22 protein-coding genes are annotated in these 23,301 nt (G+C 64.6%); 17 read left to right on the forward strand and 5 right to left on the reverse strand.

Going from position 1 to position 23,301, the window contains the following annotated elements; genetic code table 11:
• Positions 1-39: 39 nt before the first annotated feature.
• Complete coding sequence (locus tag ACZ7GB_RS08245) at positions 40-972, reverse strand: LysR family transcriptional regulator (protein ID WP_078520308.1); 933 nt, start codon at positions 970-972, stop codon at positions 40-42.
• A gap of 135 nt (positions 973-1,107) precedes the next feature.
• Here ACZ7GB_RS08245 and chvE point away from each other — a divergent pair, with 135 nt between their 5' ends.
• The 14 genes from chvE (at position 1,108) to ACZ7GB_RS08315 (ending at position 17,435) form a co-directional block, all read left to right on the forward strand.
• A complete protein-coding gene (gene chvE, locus ACZ7GB_RS08250; RefSeq protein WP_078520307.1) occupies positions 1,108-2,163 on the forward strand; it encodes a multiple monosaccharide ABC transporter substrate-binding protein in 1,056 nt (351 codons plus the stop codon).
• Positions 2,164-2,245: 82 nt separating this feature from the next.
• Complete coding sequence (gene mmsA / locus ACZ7GB_RS08255; protein WP_078520306.1) at positions 2,246-3,766, forward strand: multiple monosaccharide ABC transporter ATP-binding protein; 1,521 nt, start codon at positions 2,246-2,248, stop codon at positions 3,764-3,766.
• Positions 3,767-3,774: 8 nt separating this feature from the next.
• On the forward strand, positions 3,775-4,977 hold the full coding sequence (mmsB, locus tag ACZ7GB_RS08260; RefSeq protein ID WP_078520305.1) for a multiple monosaccharide ABC transporter permease: 1,203 nt from the start codon (positions 3,775-3,777) through the stop codon (positions 4,975-4,977).
• A 1-nt stretch (position 4,978) separates the two neighbouring features.
• Positions 4,979-5,965, forward strand: coding sequence for an AraD1 family protein (gene araD1 / locus ACZ7GB_RS08265; protein WP_472158258.1), 987 nt, complete (start codon positions 4,979-4,981; stop codon positions 5,963-5,965).
• A gap of 8 nt (positions 5,966-5,973) precedes the next feature.
• A complete protein-coding gene (gene araD / locus ACZ7GB_RS08270; protein ID WP_472158260.1) occupies positions 5,974-7,716 on the forward strand; it encodes an L-arabinonate dehydratase in 1,743 nt (580 codons plus the stop codon).
• On the forward strand, positions 7,716-8,627 hold the full coding sequence (locus ACZ7GB_RS08275; RefSeq protein WP_472158261.1) for a Gfo/Idh/MocA family protein: 912 nt from the start codon (positions 7,716-7,718) through the stop codon (positions 8,625-8,627). Before araD ends, ACZ7GB_RS08275 begins: the two co-directional genes overlap by 1 nt.
• Positions 8,628-8,637: 10 nt before the next feature.
• Positions 8,638-10,155 carry an aldehyde dehydrogenase (NADP(+)) gene (locus ACZ7GB_RS08280; RefSeq protein ID WP_472158263.1) on the forward strand — a complete coding sequence of 506 codons (1,518 nt, stop codon included), beginning with the start codon at positions 8,638-8,640 and terminating at the stop codon, positions 10,153-10,155.
• 24 nt (positions 10,156-10,179) lie between these two features.
• Positions 10,180-11,028, forward strand: coding sequence for an SMP-30/gluconolactonase/LRE family protein (locus ACZ7GB_RS08285; protein WP_472158469.1), 849 nt, complete (start codon positions 10,180-10,182; stop codon positions 11,026-11,028).
• 434 nt (positions 11,029-11,462) lie between these two features.
• Positions 11,463-12,515: a phosphate ABC transporter substrate-binding protein PstS gene (gene pstS, locus ACZ7GB_RS08290; protein WP_078548091.1), complete on the forward strand. Its 1,053-nt coding sequence runs from the start codon at positions 11,463-11,465 to the stop codon at positions 12,513-12,515.
• A gap of 78 nt (positions 12,516-12,593) precedes the next feature.
• Positions 12,594-13,562: a phosphate ABC transporter permease subunit PstC gene (pstC, locus tag ACZ7GB_RS08295; protein WP_078601616.1), complete on the forward strand. Its 969-nt coding sequence runs from the start codon at positions 12,594-12,596 to the stop codon at positions 13,560-13,562.
• 3 nt (positions 13,563-13,565) lie between these two features.
• Positions 13,566-14,405, forward strand: coding sequence for a phosphate ABC transporter permease PstA (gene pstA, locus ACZ7GB_RS08300; RefSeq protein ID WP_472158265.1), 840 nt, complete (start codon positions 13,566-13,568; stop codon positions 14,403-14,405).
• A gap of 29 nt (positions 14,406-14,434) precedes the next feature.
• On the forward strand, positions 14,435-15,214 hold the full coding sequence (gene pstB, locus ACZ7GB_RS08305) for a phosphate ABC transporter ATP-binding protein PstB (protein WP_253732416.1): 780 nt from the start codon (positions 14,435-14,437) through the stop codon (positions 15,212-15,214).
• 69 nt (positions 15,215-15,283) lie between these two features.
• A complete protein-coding gene (locus ACZ7GB_RS08310; protein WP_472158266.1) occupies positions 15,284-16,381 on the forward strand; it encodes a transglutaminase domain-containing protein in 1,098 nt (365 codons plus the stop codon).
• Between the two features lie 79 nt (positions 16,382-16,460).
• A complete protein-coding gene (locus tag ACZ7GB_RS08315) occupies positions 16,461-17,435 on the forward strand; it encodes a type I glyceraldehyde-3-phosphate dehydrogenase (protein WP_472158268.1) in 975 nt (324 codons plus the stop codon).
• 55 nt (positions 17,436-17,490) lie between these two features.
• On the opposite strand, the gene ACZ7GB_RS08320 is transcribed toward ACZ7GB_RS08315, so the two are convergent.
• Both ACZ7GB_RS08320 and ACZ7GB_RS08325 read right to left on the reverse strand, forming a co-directional pair.
• Positions 17,491-18,210, reverse strand: a complete 720-nt coding sequence (locus tag ACZ7GB_RS08320; protein WP_078541880.1) for a Bax inhibitor-1/YccA family protein — start codon at positions 18,208-18,210, stop codon at positions 17,491-17,493.
• A gap of 134 nt (positions 18,211-18,344) precedes the next feature.
• A complete protein-coding gene (locus tag ACZ7GB_RS08325; RefSeq protein WP_078541879.1) occupies positions 18,345-18,575 on the reverse strand; it encodes a DUF1127 domain-containing protein in 231 nt (76 codons plus the stop codon).
• A 114-nt stretch (positions 18,576-18,689) separates the two neighbouring features.
• Here ACZ7GB_RS08325 and ACZ7GB_RS08330 point away from each other — a divergent pair, with 114 nt between their 5' ends.
• Positions 18,690-19,538 (forward strand): LysR family transcriptional regulator, encoded by an 849-nt coding sequence (locus tag ACZ7GB_RS08330; protein ID WP_168173857.1) that lies wholly within the window; start codon positions 18,690-18,692, stop codon positions 19,536-19,538.
• Here the strand turns inward: ACZ7GB_RS08330 and ACZ7GB_RS08335 are convergent.
• Positions 19,529-20,497 (reverse strand): NADPH:quinone oxidoreductase family protein, encoded by a 969-nt coding sequence (locus tag ACZ7GB_RS08335; protein WP_472158269.1) that lies wholly within the window; start codon positions 20,495-20,497, stop codon positions 19,529-19,531. The two genes, ACZ7GB_RS08330 and ACZ7GB_RS08335, sit on opposite strands and share 10 nt — an antisense overlap.
• A gap of 394 nt (positions 20,498-20,891) precedes the next feature.
• On the opposite strand from ACZ7GB_RS08335, the gene ACZ7GB_RS08340 reads away from it, so the two are divergent.
• Entirely contained in the window at positions 20,892-21,254 is a 363-nt protein-coding gene (locus tag ACZ7GB_RS08340) for a helix-turn-helix domain-containing protein (protein ID WP_078541876.1), read from the forward strand.
• 146 nt (positions 21,255-21,400) lie between these two features.
• Positions 21,401-22,219 carry an inositol monophosphatase family protein gene (locus ACZ7GB_RS08345; protein ID WP_083079015.1) on the forward strand — a complete coding sequence of 273 codons (819 nt, stop codon included), beginning with the start codon at positions 21,401-21,403 and terminating at the stop codon, positions 22,217-22,219.
• A 68-nt stretch (positions 22,220-22,287) separates the two neighbouring features.
• On the opposite strand, the gene ACZ7GB_RS08350 is transcribed toward ACZ7GB_RS08345, so the two are convergent.
• Positions 22,288-23,271, reverse strand: coding sequence for a Hint domain-containing protein (locus ACZ7GB_RS08350; RefSeq protein WP_472158271.1), 984 nt, complete (start codon positions 23,269-23,271; stop codon positions 22,288-22,290).
• Between the last annotated feature and the right edge of the window lie 30 nt (positions 23,272-23,301).

Genomic DNA, 23,301 nt, shown 5'->3' on the forward strand with positions numbered 1-23,301 from the left:
AAGCGGATGGAGATGTGGGGACGTGGCTGCTGTCTGCGATCAGCTTGCCTGCCCCGAAAGCTGCAGCAGCTCTTCGCGCAATCTAAGGGCAAGCGGCGAGAGCGGGCGGCGGCGCAGACCCAGCAGGTAATAGGACGACACCCGAAATTCCTGCTGGATGCGCAGAACCGCGAAGCCCGCATTGACCGGGTCCCGGATAAGAAGCTGCGCGACCTCTTCCGAGACGGCGGCCACGGCGTCGCTTTGCGCGAGATAGGCGATGGTGAACAGCAGTGACGGGCTGTTCACGCAGTCGCGCGGCTCGGACAGGCCAAGCGCCGCGAAGGCCTCGAAGGTCGCCTCGCGGATCGGCGCGCCGCGCTGTTGCAGGATCCATTCGTAATCCCCCAGTTCGGTCATCGTGACGAAGGGCGAGCGGGCCAGCGGGTGATTGGCGCGCACGAGAAAGACGATTTTCTCGTCGCGCATCGGGGTGATGTCGAAAAGCTCGCTGTCGAACTCGGGCAGAACCCGGGCGAGGATGAAATCCATTTCTCCCGCCGCGAGATAGCCCAACAGATCGCGTGACGGCAGAACCTCCACGGAGATATCGCTCTCGGGCGAGGCGCGTTTGACGGCGCGGATCGCGGGCACGAGATAGCCCACCGCAGGCCCGGTCACCGCGCCGATCCGCACGCGCCCGGCATGACCGCTGCGCAGCGCCTCGATGTCGGAGCCCATGCTCTCGAGTTCGCGCAGAACGGCGCGGGCACGGCGCAGGACAGCCAGCCCGATCTCTGTCGGCTCCATCCCCTTGGGCTGCCGGGTGAACAGCGGTGCGTCGACCCGCCGCTCCACCTCGGCCAGCATCCGGGACGCGGCCGGCTGGGTCATGGCGCAGCTTTCAGCGGCGAGCTGGAGTTGCCCGGACTCTGCGACCGCCCGGATCAGGCGCAGCTGCGCCGGTTTCAGCATCAGGTGAGAAAGAGGCATATCACTTTCGGTATGCAGATTGCGTTGAATGTAATTTTATCATCATGCTCCCACATTGCTAGTGTTTCTCCCACGCCCGGTATCGGGCTGCGCGAGGAGGACAGACGGGTCGCGCACCGTCATAGGGAGGACACCATGAAAATCAAAACCGCCGCCGCAGTGCTGGCGATCGGCACCGCTTTGCTCGGTTCCGGGGCTTGGGCCGAAACCGTCGGCATCTCGATGCCGACCAAATCGTCGGCTCGCTGGATTTCTGACGGCAACTCGATGGTCGAACAGTTCCAGGAAGCTGGCTACGACACTGACCTGCAATATGCGGAAGACGATATTCCGAACCAGCTCGCTCAGGTCGAGAACATGATCACCAAGGGCGTGGACGTTCTGGTGATCGCGGCGATCGACGGAACGACGCTGTCGAACGCTCTGGCCAACGCGAAGGCCGCCGGTATCAAGGTGATCGCCTATGACCGCCTGATCCGTGACACGCCGGATGTCGACTATTACGCGACCTTCGACAACTTCAAGGTCGGCGTGGAGCAGGCCAATTCGCTGGTGCAGGGGCTCAAGGAGCGTTTCCCCGACACGAAGCCGTGGAATGTCGAGCTGTTCGGCGGCTCGCCGGACGATAACAACGCCTATTTCTTCTATAACGGCGCGATGTCGGTGCTGCAGCCGCTCATCGACTCGGGCGATGTCGTGATCCCGTCGGGCCAGATGGGCATGGACACGGTCGGCACGCTGCGTTGGGACGGTGCCGTCGCTCAGTCGCGCATGGATAACCTTCTGTCGGCCAATTACACCGACAAGCAGGTGCAGGGCGTGCTCTCACCCTATGACGGGCTGTCCATCGGTATCCTGTCCTCGCTCAAGGGCGTGGGCTACGGCTCGGGCGACATGAAGATGCCGATCGTTACCGGTCAGGATGCGGAAGTGCCTTCGGTGAAATCGATCCTCGCGGGCGAGCAGTACTCGACCATCTTCAAGGACACCCGCGAACTGGCGAAAGTCACCGTGGGCATGGTCAACGCGATGCTCAAGGGCGGCGAGCCCGAGATCAACGATACCGAGACCTATGACAACGGCGTCAAGGTGATCCCGTCCTACCTGCTCCAGCCGGTGCCGGTGGACAAATCGAACTGGGAAAAAGTTCTGATCGGCTCCGGTTACTACACCAAGGATCAGATCGAGTAAGCCGGGCCTCCCCGCCTTGCCACTCGCTGGTCGCCCTTCGGGGCGGCCAGTCCCCCACTCGATTTGACGCCGGAGAGGTCGGATGACCACCCTTCTTGAAATGCGCAACATCACCAAGACCTTTCCTGGTGTGAAAGCGCTCGACGACGTCTCGATCGCGGTCCGTGACGGTGAAATCCACGCGATCTGCGGCGAGAACGGCGCGGGAAAATCGACCCTGATGAAAGTGCTCTCAGGCGTCTATCCCGCAGGCAGCTACGAGGGCGAGATCGTCTATGACGGCGCCGCTGCCGAATTCCGCGACATCCGCGACAGCGAAGATCGCGGCATCATCATCATTCACCAGGAACTGGCGCTCGTGCCGCTGCTGTCGATTGCCGAGAACATCTATCTGGGCAATGAACGCGCCCAGAGCGGTGTGATCAACTGGCAGGAAACCTTCCAGCAGACCGAGGGCCTGCTGAAGAAGGTCGGGCTGCGTGAAGCGCCCGGCACGCTGGTCGACAGCCTCGGCGTGGGCAAGCAGCAACTTGTCGAGATCGCGAAGGCGCTGTCGAAGAACGTGCGCCTCCTGATCCTCGACGAGCCGACCGCGGCGCTGTCGGAATCCGACAGTCAGGCGCTGCTGGATCTGCTGCTGGAACTGAAGGCGCAGGGCGTCACCTCGATCATCATCAGCCACAAGCTGAACGAGGTGAAGCGCGTCGCCGACAGCGTGACCGTGATCCGCGATGGCGCCACGATCTCCACCATCGACGCGCGCGGCGGTGACCTCACCGAAGACCGCATCGTGCGCGACATGGTGGGTCGCGACATGGCGCATCGCTTCCCCGACCGGACCCGTCGTGCGGGCGAGGTGCTCTTCGAGCTGAAGAACTGGAACGTGCGCCACCCCGAACATCGCGACCGCCAGATGATCCGCGACCTTTCGATGCATGTCCGCGCGGGCGAAGTCGTAGGGATCGCGGGGCTTATGGGCTCGGGCCGCACCGAACTTGCCATGAGCGTCTTCGGACGCAGCTACGGGCGCGATATTTCGGGCGAGGTGCTGATCCACGGCAAGCCCGCCGATGTCTCGACCGTTGACCGCGCGATCGCGGCAGGGCTCGCCTATGTCACCGAGGACCGCAAAAGCCTCGGGCTGATCCTCGAAGAGACCATCCAGCGCAACACCAGCCTCGCCAATCTCGGCGCGGTGGCGAAGAACGGCGTGGTCGAGGATTTTCGCGAAACCGAGGTGGCCGAGAAATACCGCCGTGATCTCAATATCCGCACGCCCTCGGTCTTCCAGAAGGTGATGAACCTCTCGGGCGGCAATCAGCAGAAGGTCGTGCTCGCGAAATGGCTCTTTACCGAGCCGGAGGTGCTGATCCTCGACGAGCCGACGCGCGGCATCGATGTCGGCGCGAAATACGAAATCTACGGGATCATCAATGAACTGAGCGCGGCCGGGAAGGCCGTCATCATGATCTCTTCGGAGATGCCGGAGCTTCTGGGCATGTCCGACCGGATCTACGTGATGAACGAGGGCAGCTTCGTGGGCGAGTTGAACGCCGACGAGGCCAGCCAAGAGCGCATCATGTCGTTGATCGTTAGGGAATAGGGAAAGTCATGGACCAGATCGAACAAGCGAATTCCGAGCCCTCGGGAGGCCTTGGGATCGGCGCCTATATCGCGCGCCACATCCGTGAATACGGACTGCTGTTTGCGTTGATCGCGATCATGCTGTTCTTCCAGATCGTGACGGGCGGCACGCTGCTCAAGCCGGTCAACATCACCAACCTGTTCCTGCAGAACAGCTACATCATCATCATGGCCTTGGGCATGTTGCTGGTGATCGTGGGGGGCAATATCGACCTCTCGGTCGGCTCGGTGATGGGCTTTATCGGGGCCTTTGCCGCGGTGCTGATCGTGTCGATGGACCTGCCGGTCGCGGTGGCGATCCCGGCGTGCCTCGTGATGGGCATGGCGATCGGCGCGGTGCAGGGCTATTTCGTGGCCTATTGGAAAATCCCCTCCTTCATCGTGACGCTGGCGGGGATGCTGGTGTTCCGCGGGCTGTCGCTCTGGCTGCTCGAAGGGCAGTCGATCGGCCCCTTCCCGAAATCGTTTCAGGCGCTCTCGACGGGGTTCATCGCGGATCCGTTCGGCGTGGGACGTCCGAACATGCTGGCATTGGCGGTCGGTGTCGCGGCTGTGGTGCTGCTCGTGTGGCTGGGCCTGCGGGCGCGGTCGCGCGATGCGCGCTACGGGATCGAGGGCGAACCCCTTGGTCTCTTCGTGCTGCGCAATGCGATCGTCGCCGTGGCGCTTCTCTTCGTGACGTGGAAGCTCGCATGGTTCCGCGGTCTGCCGAACGTGCTGCTGTCGATGGTGATCCTGACGATCATCTATGTCTTCGTGACCGAACGCACCACGCTGGGCCGTCGGGTCTACGCCGTGGGCGGCAACTCGAAGGCGGCCAAGCTGTCGGGCATCCGCACCGAGCGGCTGACCTTCCTGACCTTCGTGAACATGGGCCTTCTGGCCGCGCTCGCTGGTCTCGTCTTCGCCGCACGTCTGAATACCGCGACCCCGAAGGCGGGCTTCGCGGTGGAGCTCGACGTGATCGCGGCCGTGTTCATCGGGGGCGCCTCGATGTCGGGCGGCTCGGGCAAGATCATCGGCGCGGTTGTCGGCGCTTTCATCATGGGCGTGATGAATAACGGCATGTCGATCCTCGGGATTGGCATCGATTACCAACAGGTCATCAAGGGGCTCGTGCTGCTCGCCGCCGTCTTCTTCGATGTCTACAACAAGAACAAGGAAGCCTGAGATGTTGCTCTCGCAATTGACCCTTGCCGACGGATCGCGCGCCGTGGCCGTGCGCGACAACGGCCCCGCGCATCTGGTTCCGGGTGTCACCTCGACCCGCGATCTGGCGCTGGCCGCCATCGCCGCCGGGCACGATCTGGCTGCCGAGATCGCCGCGCGCGGGCAGGGGGACGAGGTGGACCTGGAGGCCGCCTATGCCGAGGGGCGGATGCTGGTGCCGCTCGATCATCCCGATGCCGCGCATCTGCATCTGACCGGGACGGGGCTGACCCATCTGGGCTCCGCCTCCACTCGCGATGCGATGCACACCAAGGTCACCGAGGAGATGACCGACAGCATGAAGATGTTCCGCATGGGGCTGGAGGGTGGCAAGCCCGCCGCTGGCTCGGTGGGTGTGCAGCCCGAGTGGTTCTACAAGGGCAACGGTTTGGCCGCCGTCGCGCCGGGGGCTGCGCTGACATCTCCGAGCTTCGCGCTCGATGGTGGCGAGGAACCGGAGGTCGCGGGGCTTTACGTCATCGCGCCCGACGGGCAGCCGGTGCGCGTGGGCTTCGCACTGGGCAACGAGTTCTCTGACCACGTCACCGAGCGCGGCAACTACCTGTGGCTCGCCCATTCCAAGCTGCGCCCGGCGAGCTTCGGCCCCGAGATGTTGGTGGGCGATCTGCCCGAAAGCGTCGAAGGCACCAGCCGCATCCTGCGTGATGGTGAGATGGTCTGGGAAAAGCCCTTCCTGTCGGGCGAGGCGAACATGTCCCACTCCATCGCCAATCTCGAACATCACCACTTCAAATACGCGCCCTTCCGCGATCCAGGCGATGTGCATGTGCATTTCTTCGGCACCGCGACGCTCAGCTTCGCCGACGGGATCAGCGCCGAACCGGGGGACGTGTTCGAGATCGAATGCCCCGCGTTTGGACTCGCGCTACGCAATCCGCTCGCCCGCAACTCCGACGCGTCGGCCCCCGTGGCCGTCGCCAGCCTCTGAGGTCCGATATGGCTTTCACACCCGCCCCTTGGCCCCGCAAACTGCGCTCGCAGGAATGGTATGGCGGCAATACGCGCGACACGATCTACCACCGCGGCTGGATGAAAAACCAAGGCTATCCGCATGACCTGTTCGACGGGCGCCCGATCATTGGCATCCTCAACACATGGTCGGATCTGACGCCCTGCAACGGCCACCTGCGCGAGTTGGCCGAGAAGGTGAAGGCGGGCATCTGGGAGGCCGGCGGCTTCCCCGTCGAAGTGCCGGTCTTCTCGGCCTCGGAGAACACGTTCCGCCCGACCGCGATGATGTTTCGCAACCTTGCAGCCCTCGCGATCGAAGAGACGATCCGCGGCCAGCCGATGGACGGGGCGGTGCTTCTGGTGGGCTGCGACAAGACCACGCCGTCGCTGATGATGGCAGCGGCGAGCTGTGATATTCCGTCCATCGTCGTGACCGGCGGGCCGATGCTGAACGGCTATTTCCGGGGCGAGCGCGTGGGCTCGGGCACGCATCTGTGGAAATTCTCCGAGGCCGTGAAGGCGGGCGAGATGACGCAGGAGGAATTCCTCGAAGCCGAAGCCTCGATGTCGCGCTCCTCGGGCACCTGCAACACGATGGGCACGGCTTCGACGATGGCGAGCATGGCCGAGGCGCTCGGCATGGCGCTCTCGGGCAATGCCGCGATCCCGGCGGTGGACAGCCGCCGCCGCGTGATGGCGCAGCTTTCGGGACGGCGCATCGTGCAGATGGTAAAGGACGATCTGAAACCCTCCGACATCATGACCAAGCAGGCTTTCGAGAACGCGATCCGCACCAATGGCGCGATCGGCGGCTCAACCAATGCGGTGGTGCATCTTCTGGCGCTGGCGGGCCGCGTGGGCGTGGATGTCACGCTCGATGACTGGGACCGCTGCGGACGCGACGTGAAGACCATCGTGAACCTGATGCCGTCGGGCAAATACCTGATGGAAGAGTTCTTCTACGCGGGTGGTCTGCCGGTCGTGCTGAAACGTCTGGGCGAGGCGGGGCAGCTCCACAAGGACGTGCTGACCGTGTCGGGCGGGGCGATCTGGGACGAGGTCAAGGACGTCGTGAACTGGAACGAGGACGTGATCCTGCCCGCCGACAAGCCGCTGACCGATCAGGGCGGCATCGCGGTGGTGCGCGGCAATCTCGCGCCGAAAGGGGCGGTTCTGAAGCCGTCCGCCGCCAGCCCCCATCTGCTGACCCACCGTGGGCGCGCCGTCGTCTTCGAGGATATCGACGACTACAAGGCGAAGATCAACGACGACGCGCTCGATATCGACGAGACCTGCGTGATGGTGCTGAAGAATTGCGGTCCCAAGGGCTATCCGGGCATGTCCGAGGTAGGCAACATGGGCTTGCCGCCGAAAGTGCTGAAGAAGGGCATCACCGATATGGTCCGCATCTCGGATGCGCGGATGTCGGGGACGGCTTACGGAACGGTCGTGTTGCACACCTCGCCCGAGGCGGCGGCCGGTGGGCCGCTGGCGGTCGTGCAAAACGGCGACATGATCTCGCTCGACGTGCCGAACCGGAGCCTGACGCTCGAAATCTCGGACGCGGAGCTGGCCGAGCGCCTTGCGAAGTGGCAGCCGAGCCATGAGCGGCCGGAAGGTGGCTATGCGTGGCTGCATCAGGCGCATGTGATGGGCGCGGATACCGGGGCCGATCTCGATTTCCTCGTCGGCTGCCGGGGCAACCCGGTCGGAAAGGACAGTCACTGATGAAACTCGCGCTCGTCGGTATCGGCAAGATCGCTCTGGATCAGCACGTGCCCGCAATCGCTGCCAGCCCCGATTGGGAACTGGCCGCGACGGTTTCGCGGCATGGCACGGTCGAGGGGGTGCCCGCCTATACGCAGATCGAGGGGATGCTCTCCGCCCATCCCGAGATCGAGGTGGTGAGCCTGTGTCTGCCGCCCGTGCCGCGCTTTCTGGCTGCGCGCGCCGCATTGGAGGCCGGACGGCACGTGATGCTCGAAAAGCCGCCCGGGGCGACCTTGGCCGAGGTGCATACGCTCGAGGCGATGGCCGCCGGTCGCGGTCTGACGCTGTTCGCCACGTGGCATTCTCGCATGGCCCATGCGGTCGCGGCGGCCAAGGCGTGGCTCGCGGAGCGTGAGATTCATTCGGGCCGGATCACATGGCGCGAGGATGTGCGCAAATGGCATCCCGGGCAGGATTGGGTGTTCGAGCCCGGCGGCATGGGCGTCTTCGATCCGGGCATCAATGCGCTTTCGATCCTGACCGAGATTCTGCCCGCGCCGGTTCACCTGACCTCGGCGGAGCTGGAGTTTCCCGCCAACCGACAGGCCCCCATCGCCGCGCGGCTGAACTTTACCGGCGCGATCGAGGCGGATTTCGACTGGCGGCAGGAAGGCCCCCAGACCTGGGATATCGCGCTGGAAACCGATGCCGGGCCGATGGCGTTGCGCCTTGGTGGCAACGTCCTTGAGATCGGCGGCACGAAAGCCGAGGGTGCCGAGAGCATCATGGAAGAATATCCCGCACTCTATGCCCGCATGGCAGAGCTGGTGCGGCAGGGCGCATCCGATGTGGATCTCGCGCCGATGGTGCATGTGGCCGATGCGTTCCTGCTGGGCCGCCGCACCGCTGTTGAAGACTTCGAATTCTGAAGGATACCAAATGACCTATACCCCGCATGGCAAGCATCTGATCGCAGGCGATTGGGTAAAGACCGAGACCCGTTTCACCTCTGACCCGGCGCATGGGCCCTCGCACGAGTTCTGCATGGGCACGGTCGAGATGGTGAATGCCGCCTGCGAAGCGGCCGAGGAGGCGTTCTGGGACTATGGCTATTCGAGCCGCGAGACCCGCGCCAAGTTCCTCGAGACGATTGCCGACGAGATCGAGGCGCGCGGCGAGGCGATCACCGAAATCGGCACGCAGGAAAGCGGCCTGCCCGAAGCGCGCCTGAATGGCGAGCGCGGGCGCACCACCGGCCAGCTGCGCCTGTTTGCGGATCACATCCGTAAGGGCGACTATCTGGATCGCCGCCACGACAAGGCGCTGCCCGATCGCCAGCCCCTGCCGCGCCCGGATCTGCGGATGATCCAGCGTCCCATCGGCCCGGTCGCGGTCTTCGGCGCGTCGAACTTCCCGCTCGCGTTTTCGACGGCGGGCGGCGACACGGCCTCGGCGCTGGCGGCGGGCTGCCCGGTCGTGGTGAAGGGCCATCCGGCGCATCCCGGCACCGGCGAGATCGTGGCCGAAGCGATCAAGGCCGCCGTCGAGAAATGCGGAATGCCCAAGGGGGTGTTCAGCCTCGTCCAAGGCGGCTCGCATGATGTGGGGCAGGGGCTGGTGCAGCACCCGCTGATCAAGGCGGTGGGCTTCACCGGCAGCTTGGGCGGCGGCAAGGCGCTTTTCGACCTCTGCGCGCAACGCCCCGAGCCGATCCCCTTCTTCGGCGAACTGGGGTCGGTCAACCCGATGTTCCTGCTGCCGGAAGCGATCAAAGCGCGCGGTGAGGATCTGGGCGTGGGCTGGGCGGCCTCGCTGATGATGGGCGCGGGGCAGTTCTGCACCAATCCTGGCATCGTGGTCGTTCGGGAAGGCTCCGAGGGCGAGACGTTCGTGAACGCGGCTCTCGCAGCGCTCGAGGCGGGCGGCTCGCAGGTCATGCTGACCGACGGCATTGCCGAAGCCTATAGCAAGGGCGCCGCGCGGTTCGAGGAGGCCGGGGGCGTTCAGCAACTGCTGACCCAGGTTTGCGACCGGCGCGAGGCGAAACCCTACCTGTTCCGCGTCTCCGCCGCCGATTGGCTGGAGAACGAAGTCCTCTCCGAGGAAGTCTTCGGCCCGCTCGGGCTGATCGTGACGGTCAAGGATGACGACGAGATGATGAAGGTCGCGCGCAGCTTCTCGGGGCAGTTGACCGCGACGCTGCATATGGATGACGGCGATGCGGCGCTGGCCGGACGGCTGCTGCCGGTGCTGGAGCGCAAGGCGGGCCGGGTGCTCGCCAACGGTTTCCCGACCGGCGTGGAGGTCTGCGACGCGATGGTTCATGGCGGGCCGTATCCGGCGTCCACGAATTTCGGCGCGACCAGCGTCGGCACGCTCGCGATCCGGCGTTTCCTGCGGCCCGTTTGTTTCCAGAACATTCCCGAGAACCTCTTGCCCGAAGACCTGCAGGGGTGAGAGGCTTCCGCAAATTGCGGGAGGATTCATATGAGCGTGTTCGATGACAGGGTTTGCGAACTGGGCGAGGGGCCGTTCTGGCATCCCGAGCGCAGCCAGTTCTTCTGGTTCGATATCCTGAACCGCAAGCTGCTGACGCGCGATGCCAACGGCCCGCTCGAATGGCAGTTCGAGGGCATGGCCTCGGCGGCAGGCTGGGTGGATCGCGAGCGGATGATCCTCGCGACCGAGACCGGCCTGTCGCTGTTCCACATCGGCGAGGGCACGCTCGAGCCGCTCGTCGAAGTGGAGGCCGACGATCCCGGCACCCGCTCGAATGACGGGCGGGCGGATCGGCAGGGCGGCTTCTGGTTCGGCACGATGGGCAAAGAGGCGGAGCGCGGGCGCGGCACGATCTATCGCTATTATCGGGGCGAGCTGCGCCGGCTCGTCTCGGGGATTTCGATCCCCAACGCTATCTGCTTCACGCTCGACGGTCGCACGGCCTATTTCGCGGATACGCCCAGCCGGAAGGTCTGGTGTCAGTCGCTCGATAAGGATGGCTGGCCCGAGGGCGAGCGTCGGCTGTTTCTCGATCTGTCATCCGAGGGCCTCTATCCCGACGGTGCGGTGGTGGATGCCGAGGGCGGTCTCTGGTGCGCGCTTTGGAGTTCGGGGCGAGTGGCCCGTTTCGATGCGGAAGGCCGCATGACCCATCATCTCGATCTGCCGGGGAAGAACAGCACCTGTCCGGCCTTCGGGGGCGCGGATATGCGCGACGTGCTGGTCACGAGCGCGCTTGAGGGGATGACCGATCCCGATGCGGATCAGGGTCTGTCCTATCTGCTGCGCGCGCCCTTTGTCGGTGTGCCCGAGCCGCACGTGATCTTGTGAACTCTGTCGCGAGTCAGCTCGTGCGGCGTTCGCTCGCCGCACGAGCTGAATCTGAGTCGCGAGGGCAGGGCAATCTGGCCTTCGCGACCGCTTCGTGACACCGAAACCGTCACAAAAATCGCCTGCGGACTGTCATTTTCTCGGCGAAATTTACGTAGGGGTCGGCTGAAAACATCCATGCCTCGCGACGTCGCGATTTCGGCGTGATGGTCGGGCGCGTGTGAAAGCGTCTTGTTCCCTGCCAGTTCAGGGGATTTCGCAAAGCGGGGAGCGTGATCCCGAAGCCCCTAAAACCGCCAGATTATCACGCCCTGTCACGCAATCGCGACTGTTACATAGCTGTCAAAAAGCCCCGTCATGAGTGCACCCAGCGGACGGGACGAGTTTCGTTACCGCGTTCATAGCTTCCGAATTCTGACAGCGAGGACTGTTCAATGTTCATCACCCGCCTCACCCTCACCGCCGCGATTGCCGGTGCGACGCTGGCTTCGGCCGCCGCGGTGCAGGCCGCCGACATCTCCGGCGCCGGCGCGACCTTCCCCTATCCGATCTACTCGGCCTGGGCGAAAACCTACAAAGAGAAGACGGGCACGGGCCTCAACTACCAGGCCATCGGCTCGGGCGGCGGCATCAAGCAGATCGAATCCCGCACCGTGACCTTCGGCGCGTCCGACAAGCCGCTGGGCGGCGACGAGCTGGAGAAGAACACGCTGGTTCAGTTCCCGACCGTCATGGGCGGCATCGTTCCGGTCGTGAACGTCGAAGGCATCAAGCCGGGCGAGCTGGTTCTCGACGGTGAGACGCTGGCGAAGATCTACGAAGGCAAGATCACCAAGTGGAACGATCCGGCCATTGCCAAGCTCAACGAAGGCGTGAAACTCCCCGACGCGGCGATCGCCGTTGTCCACCGTTCGGACGGTTCGGGCACCACCTTCAACTACACCTATTACCTCGCCTCGGTCGATGAGACCTGGAAGAACGACATCGGCGTCTCGACCGCTGTCGAATGGCCGGTGGGTCTTGGCGCCAAGGGCAACCAGGGCGTGGCTGCGAACGTCGATCAGACGAAGAACTCGATCGGCTATGTCGAATATGCCTACGCGCTGCAGAACAACATGACCTACACGGACATGATCAACAAAGCAGGCAAGAAAGTCGCGCCGAAGGCCGAAGCCTTCGCCGCTGCCGCCGCCAATGCCGACTGGTCGAGCCAGCCGGGCTTCGGCGTCATCCTCGCCAACCAGCCGGGCGACAAGACCTGGCCGATGACCGCGGCGACCTTCATCCTGATGCACAAGGACGCCAAGGACGGTGCAGCTTCGACCGAAGCGCTGAAGTTCTTCGACTGGGCCTATGCGAACGGTGGCGATGCTGCCGCCAAGCTGGACTACATCCCGATGCCCGAAAACGTCGTGGCTCAGATCAAGAAAGAATGGGGCCAGATCAAAGGCGAGGACGGCAACGCTGTCTGGTCGATGAACCACTGATCCTTCCTGCCATACACACCTTCGGGGGAGGGCTGCATCTGCGGCCCTCCCTTTCTGCGGTTTTGAGTGGAGTGCGCGATGACGGCGACAAGCGATTACGACAGCGGCGTGAAGAGCACGCGCCCGGTGGCCCAGTCCGACCGGATATTCGGCTCTTTGACGCTGGCCGCTGCGGTGGTGGTGCTGATGGTTCTTCTGGGCGTGTTCGCCTCGCTCGTCATGGGGGCGTGGCCGGCGTTTAAGGAATACGGGCTGCCGTTCCTGTGGACCGCGAAATGGAACCCGGTGACCGACAAGTTCGGCGCGCTGGCGCCGCTTTACGGCACGGTCGTCACCTCGATCATCGCGATGGTCATCGCGGTGCCGGTGGGGCTTGGCATCGCGATTTTCCTGACCGAGACCTGCCCGCGCGTGTTGCGCCGCCCACTTGGGATCGCGATCGAGTTGCTCGCCGGCATTCCCTCGATCATCTACGGCATCTGGGGCCTCTTCGTCTTCGCGCCCTTCATGCAGAGCTATATCCAGCCCTTCCTGATCGACACGCTGGGCCATGTCCCGGTGATCGGCACCCTCTTCGCGGGCCCGCCCTACGGGATCGGGATGCTGACCGCGGGGCTGATCCTAGCGATGATGATCCTGCCGTTCATCGCTTCGCTCGCGCGCGACATCTTCCAGACGGTGCCGCCGATGCTGCGTGAAAGCGCCTATGGCATGGGCATGACCCGCTGGGAGGTGAACCGCCATATCGTGATCCCGCATGTGCGCACCGCGCTGGTGGGCGGCATCATGCTGTCGCTTGGCCGCGCGCTGGGCGAGACGATGGCCGTGACCTTCGTGATCGGCAACGCGCATCGCATCTCGGGCTCGATCCTCGCGCCGGGCACCACGATCTCGGCGGCGATCGCCAACGAATTCACCGAGGCCACGACGCCGATCTACACCTCGTCGCTGATCGCGCTGGGCCTCGTTCTGTTCATCCTCACCTTCATCGTGCTTGCCGCTGCCCAATGGATGCTCAAGCGCATGAAGCAAAAGTCGGGAGCGTAAGACATGGCTTCGATGACCCGCAGAAAGACCGTCAACGCGGTGATGATGACGCTGTCCACGGGGGCGGCGGCGCTCGGCCTCTTCGTGCTGGCGGTGATCCTGCTCTACCTGCTCTACAAGGGGGCGAGCGCGCTGAACCTTTCCGTCTTCACGCAAGACACGCCTTCGCCGATGGAGCCGGGAGGCTTGCGCAATGCGATCCTCGGCTCGGTGATCATGTCGGTGATTGCAGTGGCGATCGGGACGCCGATCGGTATCCTCGCCGGAACCTACATGGCCGAATACGGGCGCTATGCGAAGCTGTCGAAGGTGATCCGCTTCGTGAACGACATCCTGCTGTCGGCACCCTCGATCATTGTGGGCCTCTTCGTCTATCAGGTGCTCGTCATCAGCCTCGGGCATTTCTCGGCGCTCGCGGGCTCGGTCGCGCTGGCGATCCTCGTGATCCCGATCGTCGTGCGCACCACCGAGGACATGCTGCGCCTCGTGCCCGACCAGCTGCGCGAGGCGGGGCTTGCGATGGGCTGGCCCCGCTGGATCGTGATCCGCACGGTCGCCTACAAGGCGGCGATGGCGGGGATCGTGACCGGCGTGCTGCTGGCCATCGCCCGGATTTCGGGCGAGACCGCGCCGCTTCTTTTCACGGCGCTGTCCAACAACTTCTTCAGCCTCGATCTGACACAGCCGATGGCCTCGCTGCCGATCACCATCTTCCAATTCGCGCTTTCGCCCTATGACAACTGGCAGTCCCTTGCCTGGGCTGGCGCGCTTCTCATCACCGTCGCGGTGCTGGCGCTGTCGATTGTCGCCCGCCTCGTCACCTCCAAGAAGGAGAAACACTGATGGATACCCTCACCCGCGAACGCTCGCCGATGACCTTCGACGGGGTCGATCCCGCGCCGAAATCGCGCATCTCGATCAAGAACCTCGATTTCTACTACGGTGATTTCAAAGCCCTGAAATCGATCAATCTCGACCTGCCCGAGAACCGCGTGACCGCCTTCATCGGCCCGTCGGGCTGCGGCAAGTCCACGCTCTTGCGCGTGCTCAACCGGATGTATGACCTCTATCCGAAGCAGACCGCGACGGGGGAGGTGCTGCTCGATGGCGAGAATATCCTTGGCAAGAAGGTTGATCTGAACCGGCTGCGCGCGAAGGTGGGCATGGTGTTCCAGAAACCCACGCCCTTCCCGATGACGATCCACGAGAATATCGCTTTCGGCCTGCGTCTCGCGAATTACGCGAAATCCGAGATCGACGACCGGGTGCAGGCGGCACTGAAGGGCGCGGCACTCTGGGACGAGGTGAAAGACAAGCTGCAAAGCTCGGGCCAGTCTCTCTCGGGCGGTCAGCAGCAGCGTTTGTGCGTGGCGCGCACCATCGCGGTGGAGCCGGAGGTGATCCTGCTCGACGAGCCGGCTTCCGCGCTCGATCCGATCTCGACCGGCAAGCTGGAAGAGACGATCCACCAGCTCAAGGAGCAGTTCACCATCGCCATCGTCACCCATAACATGCAACAGGCGAGCCGCGTCTCTGATCGCACTGCCTTCATGTATCTGGGCGAGCTGATCGAAGAGGGCGAGACCGCGCAGATATTCACCCGCCCGCGGGTCGAGCGCACCTCGGACTATATCACCGGGCGTTTCGGCTGACCGAACTGCTGCCTTGTTCTTGCAGGGACGTGGGCGTAGAACGCGCCCAGTATTCAGCGGAGTGGTGACATGGCTTTGAACAGACGGCGTCTTCTGCAACTCGGTGCGGCTTCGATGGCGCTGGCGGCGAGTCCGCGCGGCGCGATGGCCGCGTTCGACCCCAAGCCCACGGGCTGGCGCAGCTTCGAGCTGGTCACCAAGGTCAGCTTGCCCGGCGGTGGTGAGACGGCGCAGCTTTGGGTGCCGGTACCCTCCGTGCATGGCGACGGCTGGATGAAGCCCGGCGCGGTGAACTGGGAAAGCGATGCGGACGAAGTTCAGATCGTGAATGCGTCCGACACCGGCACGCCGATGGTGCATGCGGTCTGGGGCGCCTCCGACGGCCCGCGCGAGTTGACCCTGACGACGCAAGCGCAGACGCAGGACTTCGTGGTCGATCTGAGCAAGCCGGGCGACGTGGAGCCGCTCGACGAGGTCGAGCGTGCGCGCTTCACCGCCGCGACCAAGCTGCTGCCGACCGACGGGATCGTGAAGCAGACCGCCGACTCGATCACCCGCGGGAAGACTGGCGATCTGGAGAAGGCCCGCGCGATCTACGAATGGATCGTCGAGAACACCGTGCGCAATCCGAAGACGCCGGGCTGCGGTCTGGGCGATATCTCCTTCATGCTGACCTCGGGCGATCTGTCGGGCAAATGCGCCGATCTCAACGCGCTCTTCGTCGGGCTGTCGCGGGCTGCCGGTCTGCCCGCACGTGATGTCTATGGCATCCGCGTCGCGCCCTCGCGCTTCGGCTACAAGAGCCTCGGCCTGAAATCCGACGACGCCACCGGCGCGCAGCATTGCCGCTCGGAAGTCTGGCTCAGCGGCTTCGGCTGGGTGCCTGCGGACGCCGCCGATGTGCGCAAGGTGATGCTGCAGGAAGGCGAGGGCCATCTGGGCCTCAAAGACCCCAAGGTGGTCGACGTGCGCGCGAAGCTGTTCGGCGCATGGGAAGGCAACTGGATCGGCTATAACTACGCGCATGACGTGGATCTGCCGGGCTCGGACGGGCCGGAGCTGCCCTATCTGATGTATCCGCAGGCCGAGATCGACGGCAAACGCCGCGACTATCTCGACGCCAAGGACTTCACCTATCAGATCACCGCGCACGAACTGTCGGCCTGAAGTCTCTCGTATCGGTGACAATCGCGCACTTTCCCTTGGCGCCCTGCGGCGCTAAGGGCGTTTGCAGGAGGTGCGCCAGATGCGTGTTTTCATAAACGGGTTCGGACGGATCGGTCGCTCGGTGCTGCGCGCCTGGGCGGAGGTGCCTGCGCGCTGGCCGGGGCTCGAGATCGTGGGCGTCAACGATATCGAAGCGCCCGAGATGCTCGCTTACCTCTTCGAATATGACAGCGTCTTCGGCCCGTGGCGCGGGAGTGTCGGGCTGGAACAGGGTGCGCTGGTGATCAACGGCACCCGAATCGCGCTGCACCGCGCGGATGATATCTCCACGCTCGATCTGTCGCATGTCGATCTGGTGATGGAATGCACCGGCCGCGCCGACAGTACGCAGATTGCAGGGCAGGGGATCGCAGGCGGGGCAGCCCGCGTGCTGATCTCGGGACCTGCGAAAGCGGCGGAGATCACGGTGGTTCTGGGCGCCAATGACGCGGCGCTGAACGGGCAGAAGATCGTCTCGAACGCAAGCTGCACCACCAATGCGCTGGCGCCGCTTGCGCGGCTGATCGATGCGGAATTCGGGATCGTCACCGGCTCGATGACGACGGTGCATTGCTATACCGGCTCGCAGCCCACGGTCGACAAGCCGCGCGGCCCGATGGAGCGCTCGCGCGCGGCGGCGCTGTCGATGGTGCCGACGACGACCTCTGCGGGCAAGCTGATGGAAGAGGTGCTCCCCGATCTCGCCGGTCGCCTGATTGCGCAGGCGGTGCGGGTACCCACGGCCTCCGTGTCGGCGGTCGATCTGGCGGTGACGGTGAAAAACCCCGCCACGGTCGAACAGGTCAACGCGGTGCTGCAAGACGCGGGTGGCGTGATCGGCACGACCGGGAAGCCGCTCGTCTCCACTGATCTGCGTGCGCGCCCCGAGAGCATCGTCATGGCGCTGCCCGAGACACGCGCGACCCAGCACGGGCTGATCCGGGTCTTCGGCTGGTATGACAACGAGTGGGGCTTCTCCAACCGTATGCTCGATATGGCGCTGCGGATGGGCTGACATGAAAAAGCCCCGCCGGATGGGCGGGGCTTTCATTGTCTGGCTTGGGCGCGGATCAGTTCCGGTTGCCCATGAATTGCAGCAGGAACATGAACAGGTTCAGGAAGTCCAGGTAGAGCTGCAGCGCGCCGATGATGGCGGCCTTGCCCATGAACTCCGAGTCGCTGGCAGCAAGCTGCAGGTAGGTGTTCTTGATGTTCTGCGTGTCGTAAGCCGTGAGGCCCGCGAAGATCAGAACGCCGATCACCGAGATCGCGAAGGCCATCGCCGAGGAGGCGAGGAAGATGTTCACGATCGACGCGACGATCAGGCCGATCAGACCCATCATCAGGAACGAGCCCATCGCGCTCAGGTTGCGCTTCGTGGTGTAGCCGTAAAGCGAAAGACCCGCGAAGGAGATCGCCGTCACGAGGAAGGTCTGCGCGATCGAGATGCCGGTATAGGCGGCGAAGATGAAGCTGATCGACAGCCCCATAAGCGCGGCATAGACGAAGAACACGATCTGCGCCGTGCTCGTCGACATCTTGTTGATCATCGCACCGAAGGCGAAGACGATCGCCAGCGGAGCCAGCATCACAACCCATTTGAGGCCCGAGCCGAAGATCGCGGCAACGAGCGCCGGGTTCGTACCCACACCAAACGCCACGGCCCCAGTCACCAGCATCGCCAGCGACATAAGCCCGTAGACCTTGTTCATATGTGCGCGAAGACCCTCGTCAATCGCAGCCTGACGCGTGCCCGCCTGGGGGGTCCGCATCGTTTCGAAATCAGCCATCAGCACCTCCAACTATATCTCCCGGTCGTCCCTCGGACCGGTTTCGCTACCGATATTGGCAGAGCAGCCCCGAAATTCAAGATTTGGGGCTGCCTGAAAATGCGCCCTTTCACACTGTTTTCACGTCTTTTGTCTCAGCGGCCCGCGCGCCAGTGATCGGGGGCGTCCCAAATCCGGCGCCGTGCCTCGAATGCGGCCTCGGTCTCGCTCAGCCCGAGGTCGTCGAGAAGCCTTGAATCAAGGCGCTCGAGCGCCCGGCGCGACCGGTGATAGGCGGCCATGCGAGCGAGGGTCGCAAAGAGGCCCTGCCGTGCGGGACGGGCAGGGGCGCAGCAGGCGGCGTTGCGCCGGGTCAGGAAGGTCATCGTCTCATCCTCCGTGGCAGATCGTTCCTGCAAAGAAGGATGGCGCAAGTTTATTGATGATGAAAACGAATGATTGTGTTAATAAGCATCACGAAACGTGATGGATGGGCGGACATGGCGCAAAACCTCGATATCGCGGCGCTGCGGGCGCTCCTCACTGTCGCCGAGACCGGGTCGGTGACGCAGGCGGCGCGACTTCTGAACCTGACGCAATCGGCGGTCTCGATGCAGATCCGTCGGCTGGAGGAGGCGCTCGACAAGGGGCTCTTCGACCGGGCGAACCGCAAGATGGCGCTGACCCGTGCGGGGCGCTCGCTTCTGGACCACGCCCGCCGGATCTGTGCCGAGAACGATGCGGCGCTGGCGCGGCTGCGCGCGACAGATGCCGAGGTGACCGTGCGCTTCGGTCTGCCCTATGATCTGGTCAGCCCGCAAATGCCTGGCCTGCTGCGCGCGATGGCCGAGCAATGGCCGATGGTGCGCCTGCAGCTTGTCTCGCGCCGTTCGTCGGTGCTGCGCCGGATGTTCGATGCGGGGGAGCTGGATATTATCCTGACCACCGAAGATAAGCCCGGACACGAGGCCGAGGTGCTGGCTTCCGATGATCTGGTCTGGATTGGCGCGCAGCTCGGGCGGGCCTTTTGCGAGCGCCCGCTGATGCTGTCGATCGAGGAAAGCTGCGCCTTTTATGATGCGGCGCTGGAGGCGCTTGAATCGGTCGGGATCGAAGCGAAATCCGCTTTCGAGGGACAATCCGACGAAATGGCGAGCGCAACGGTGGCTGCCGATATGGGCGTCGCGGTGCGGCTGTCGCGATATATCCCGCTGGGCTGCGTGGCCTTGGGGCCCGAGAGCGGCCTGCCGGCGATCGGCCGCTCTCGCATCTGCTTTTATGACACGGGACGATTGACCGGCGACCCGGTCGACGCGTTTCGCGCCATGCTCCGCGAGGCCTATGCCTGAGCGCCGATCTCGATGACCAGCTTGCCGGTGGAGCGGCGCGCGCGCAGATCCTCCAGCGCGTCCGGGATCTGCTCCATCGGATAGGTCGCGCCGATATGCGGGTTGAGGCCGCCCTGCGCGAACCAGTCGAACAGCCGCGCCATCGAGCCGGTCAGCACCTGCGGGTCGAGCTTGAGATAGCCACCCCAGTAGAGCCCGTGGATCGCGATATTCTTCACCAGCGCGTGGTTGAGCGGCAGCTTCGGCTGGCTGCCGCTGGCGAAGCCGATCACGAGGTAACGCCCGCCGGGCTTCAGCGCGCGGAACGCCGCTTCGCCCGCCGGGCCGCCGATCGCGTCATAGACCACGTCACAGCCGCCAAGCGCCTTGATGGCCCCCTTGAGGTCGTCGCTCTCGCTGTCGAGCGTCTCATCGGCTCCGGCGTCCCGCGCGATTTGCTGCTTCGCCTCGCCGCGCGCGCAGGCGATCACTCGCGCGCCCATCTTCTTGCCGATCTCGACCGCGGTGAGGCCGACACCACCAGCCGCGCCCAGAACCACCAGCGTCTCGCCCTCGGCAAGCGCTGCGCGCGTCTCCAGCGCCACGTGGCTGGTGCCATAGGCGATCTGGAAGGCCGCCGCCTGCGCGTAGCACATCGCGTCCGGCATCGGGGTGCAGCGGCTTTCCGGGAAATTGCCCGCCTCCGCCAGCCCGCCTTGGCCCGCAAAGACCGCAACGCGCGTGCCTGGAGCGAGGGTGCAGCCTTCGCCCGCCGCGATGACCTCTCCCGCGAGCTCCATCCCGAGCGTGAAGGGCGGGGTGGGGGTGTCTTGGTATTTCCCCTCGATCATCAGCAGGTCGGCGAAGTTCAGGCCGCAGGCCCGGATGGCCACCTGAACCTCGCCGGGCCCCGGCGCGGGCAAGGGGGTTTCGGTCAGTTCGGGGCGTTGCCCGGGGGCGGTCTGAACATAGGCGCGCATCGAATGCTCCGGCAGGTTGTGTCTTGAGGCGGGTCGGCCAAGCGGGTGGACCCTTCGTTGCCCGTGATAAACCGCGCGAGAGATCAGGACCAGCCCGCACATCCGGCGTCGGAAACGGCCCCGCGGCAGGTCCGATCCGCGGGTTGACGCGCGAATCAATCCCTCGTGAAAGACCGGTTAGCGCCACCATCTTCCCCTACGGCACCTGAGTCGTTGATTTGCAAATCGCAAAACACGCGGAAGGCGAATAGCGGGCGACCTATCCTTTAGGTTAGGTGTGCTGCGGAAAGCCGCAAATTCCCTGTCTTTTTAGACAGGTTTGCGATTTTACCCGCGCAGGCCACACTCAGCGCACGGTAGTTTGCGGGTGAAATTGGCTTAAAGGGGAAAGAGTATGAAGCATCCGGTTGATGTCCACGTGGGCAAGCGGATCCGGCACCGGCGCTGGATGATTGGGATGACCCAACAACAGCTTGCGGACAAAGTTGGGATCAAATTCCAGCAGATTCAGAAATACGAAACCGGGATGAACCGCGTCTCGGCGTCGCGTCTCTGGGATATCGCGGATGCGCTCGAGGTTCCGATCTCGTTCTTCTTCGAGGGCCTCGCGGAAGACAGCGGGATGCAACCGGAAGTGGCGGGGGATATTCTGTCCGACAAGGAGGCGCTCGCGCTCGTGCGTTCCTATTACGCGATCCCGGAGGCGCAGCGCCGCCGGCTGTTCGAACTGGCCAAGGTGCTGTCCGACGCGGCCTGAGCGCCACGCAGACGAGTTTAGGCGCAACTGGCGACCGAATGTGGGGCGGTCGGCAGCTTGACCCGGAGAAGGGGGGCGGTTACCGCTCCCCTTATCTCATTTCTGGGGGGCGGTTGCGGTGACGGCACGGCCCGGGGAGGACACCGATGCTTGATCTCGACACCGATACCCGTGCGGCGCTCGCCGCGCTGGCCAATGACCTTGCCGATTGCGCGCGTCGCGAGACCCTGGCGCAGTTCCGGCCCGTGGGCGGGATCGGCGCGGATAACAAGCTCGAAGGTGGTTTCGATCCGGTGACCGAGGCCGACCGCTCTGCAGAGGCCGCGATGCGCGCCTTGATCGCGGAGCGTCGCCCGCAAGACGGAATTTATGGCGAAGAGCACGGCGTGACCCGCGGCGAGAGCGGCCTGACCTGGGTGCTCGACCCGATCGACGGCACGCGCGGCTACCTGTCGGGCACGCCGACATGGGGCGTGCTGATCGCGCTATGCGCCGAGGAAGCGGATGGTCCTGGCGCGCCGATGATGGGCGTGATCGACCAGCCCTATATCGGAGAGCGTTTCACCGGCGGCTTCGGCCGCGCGACGCTGGAGGGGCCGCATGGCGGGCGCGATCTCGGCGTGCGCAGCGGGCGCGGGCTCGACAGCGCGACGCTTTTCACCACCTTCCCCGAAGTCGGCACGCCCGACGAAGGCGCGGCCTTCGCGCGGCTGTCGCAGCAGGTGCGGCTGACGCGCTACGGGATGGATTGCTACGCCTACGCGCTGCTCGCCGCCGGTCAGATCGATCTGGTCGTCGAGGCGGGGCTGCAGCCCTATGACGTGGCGGCCCCGATCGCCGTAATCGAGGCAGCGGGCGGTCTTGTCACCAACTGGCAGGGCGGTCCGGCCCATCGCGGCGGGCAGGTGCTTGCTGCGGCGTCGCCCGAGATCCACGCAGCCGCGCTCGACGTGCTGAACGGCTAACGTCTTCCTCTTGGCTTAAATATCCCGGGGGGCTTGCGCAGCAAGCGGGGGCAGCGCCCCCTCCGCCCTCAGTCCTTGCGCTTGCGGAACAGCTTCTCGCGTCCGATCCGGTCCAGCAGTTCGCGCGTGGCTTCCGTGCCAAAATGCTGACGATGGGCGAGGTCGGGCAGGCGGTTCGAGATCTCGCGGCCCAGTTCCTCGGGAAGCAGCGAGAGCGTTGCCTCCGAGACCATCAGGCTCTCCACCGGGATGCCCTCGGCATAGATGATTTCGTGCCGGTCGAAGACCAGCGCGTAGTAATCGACGAACCCGCCCTCGCGCTGCCAGACATTCTCGCCATCGACGAGGTGCTTGGCCTGCACGAGGATTTCCGACGTGTCGCCCAGCTTGTGCACGCCGCGGCGATAGAGGAACACGCGGTGATGGGGCGAGATCACCAGATCGCCCTCATTGCCCAGCACGCCCGCCGAAATCACGACCGGCGCGAAAGATCCCAGTGCCCGCATCGTCGCCTTCGCCACCAGCTTCACCGGTTGCGGGCCATTGTCGCGGGTCAGCACGCGCGCGCCCGGAGTGAGTTGCTCGATCGGCATCTGCGCGCCACCTGCCAGCGTGATCATCGTCCCGGTGGTGAAGGCCACACAGACGAGGTCCGACAGCAGCGCCTCGCCGGGGTCTTCGCTGGCTTCCAGAAGCGTGTAATCGAAGCGCGCCGCCATCGGTGAAAGCGGCAGCGCATAGAGCGCATCCGTGGCGTCGTGGCGGATCATCAGAATGTCGACCGTGTCGCCCTCGGGCGTGATCAGCAGGTGCCGCGCGATCAGCGCGAGCGCATCGCCCGGCGCGCCGATCTCGGAGCCCTGCGCCACGATCGGCGCGGCGCCTTGCTGGGCCAGCACGAGGCGAAGCGGTTTGGCGGCGCGATGAAGCTGATAGATGTCGCCGGGTTCGCAGTCTTCGGCAAGGCCGAGCGCGTCGCCATGATTGGCCCCGGAGGTCACCCAGATATCCTCGGCCTCGAAGACGTGAACGATCTGGCTCGGGTTGGACACGCGCTCTCCCTCGCCCTGCCGGGCAGTCTG

Source organism: Thioclava sp. PTB-PU3-1 (genome assembly GCF_055666785.1).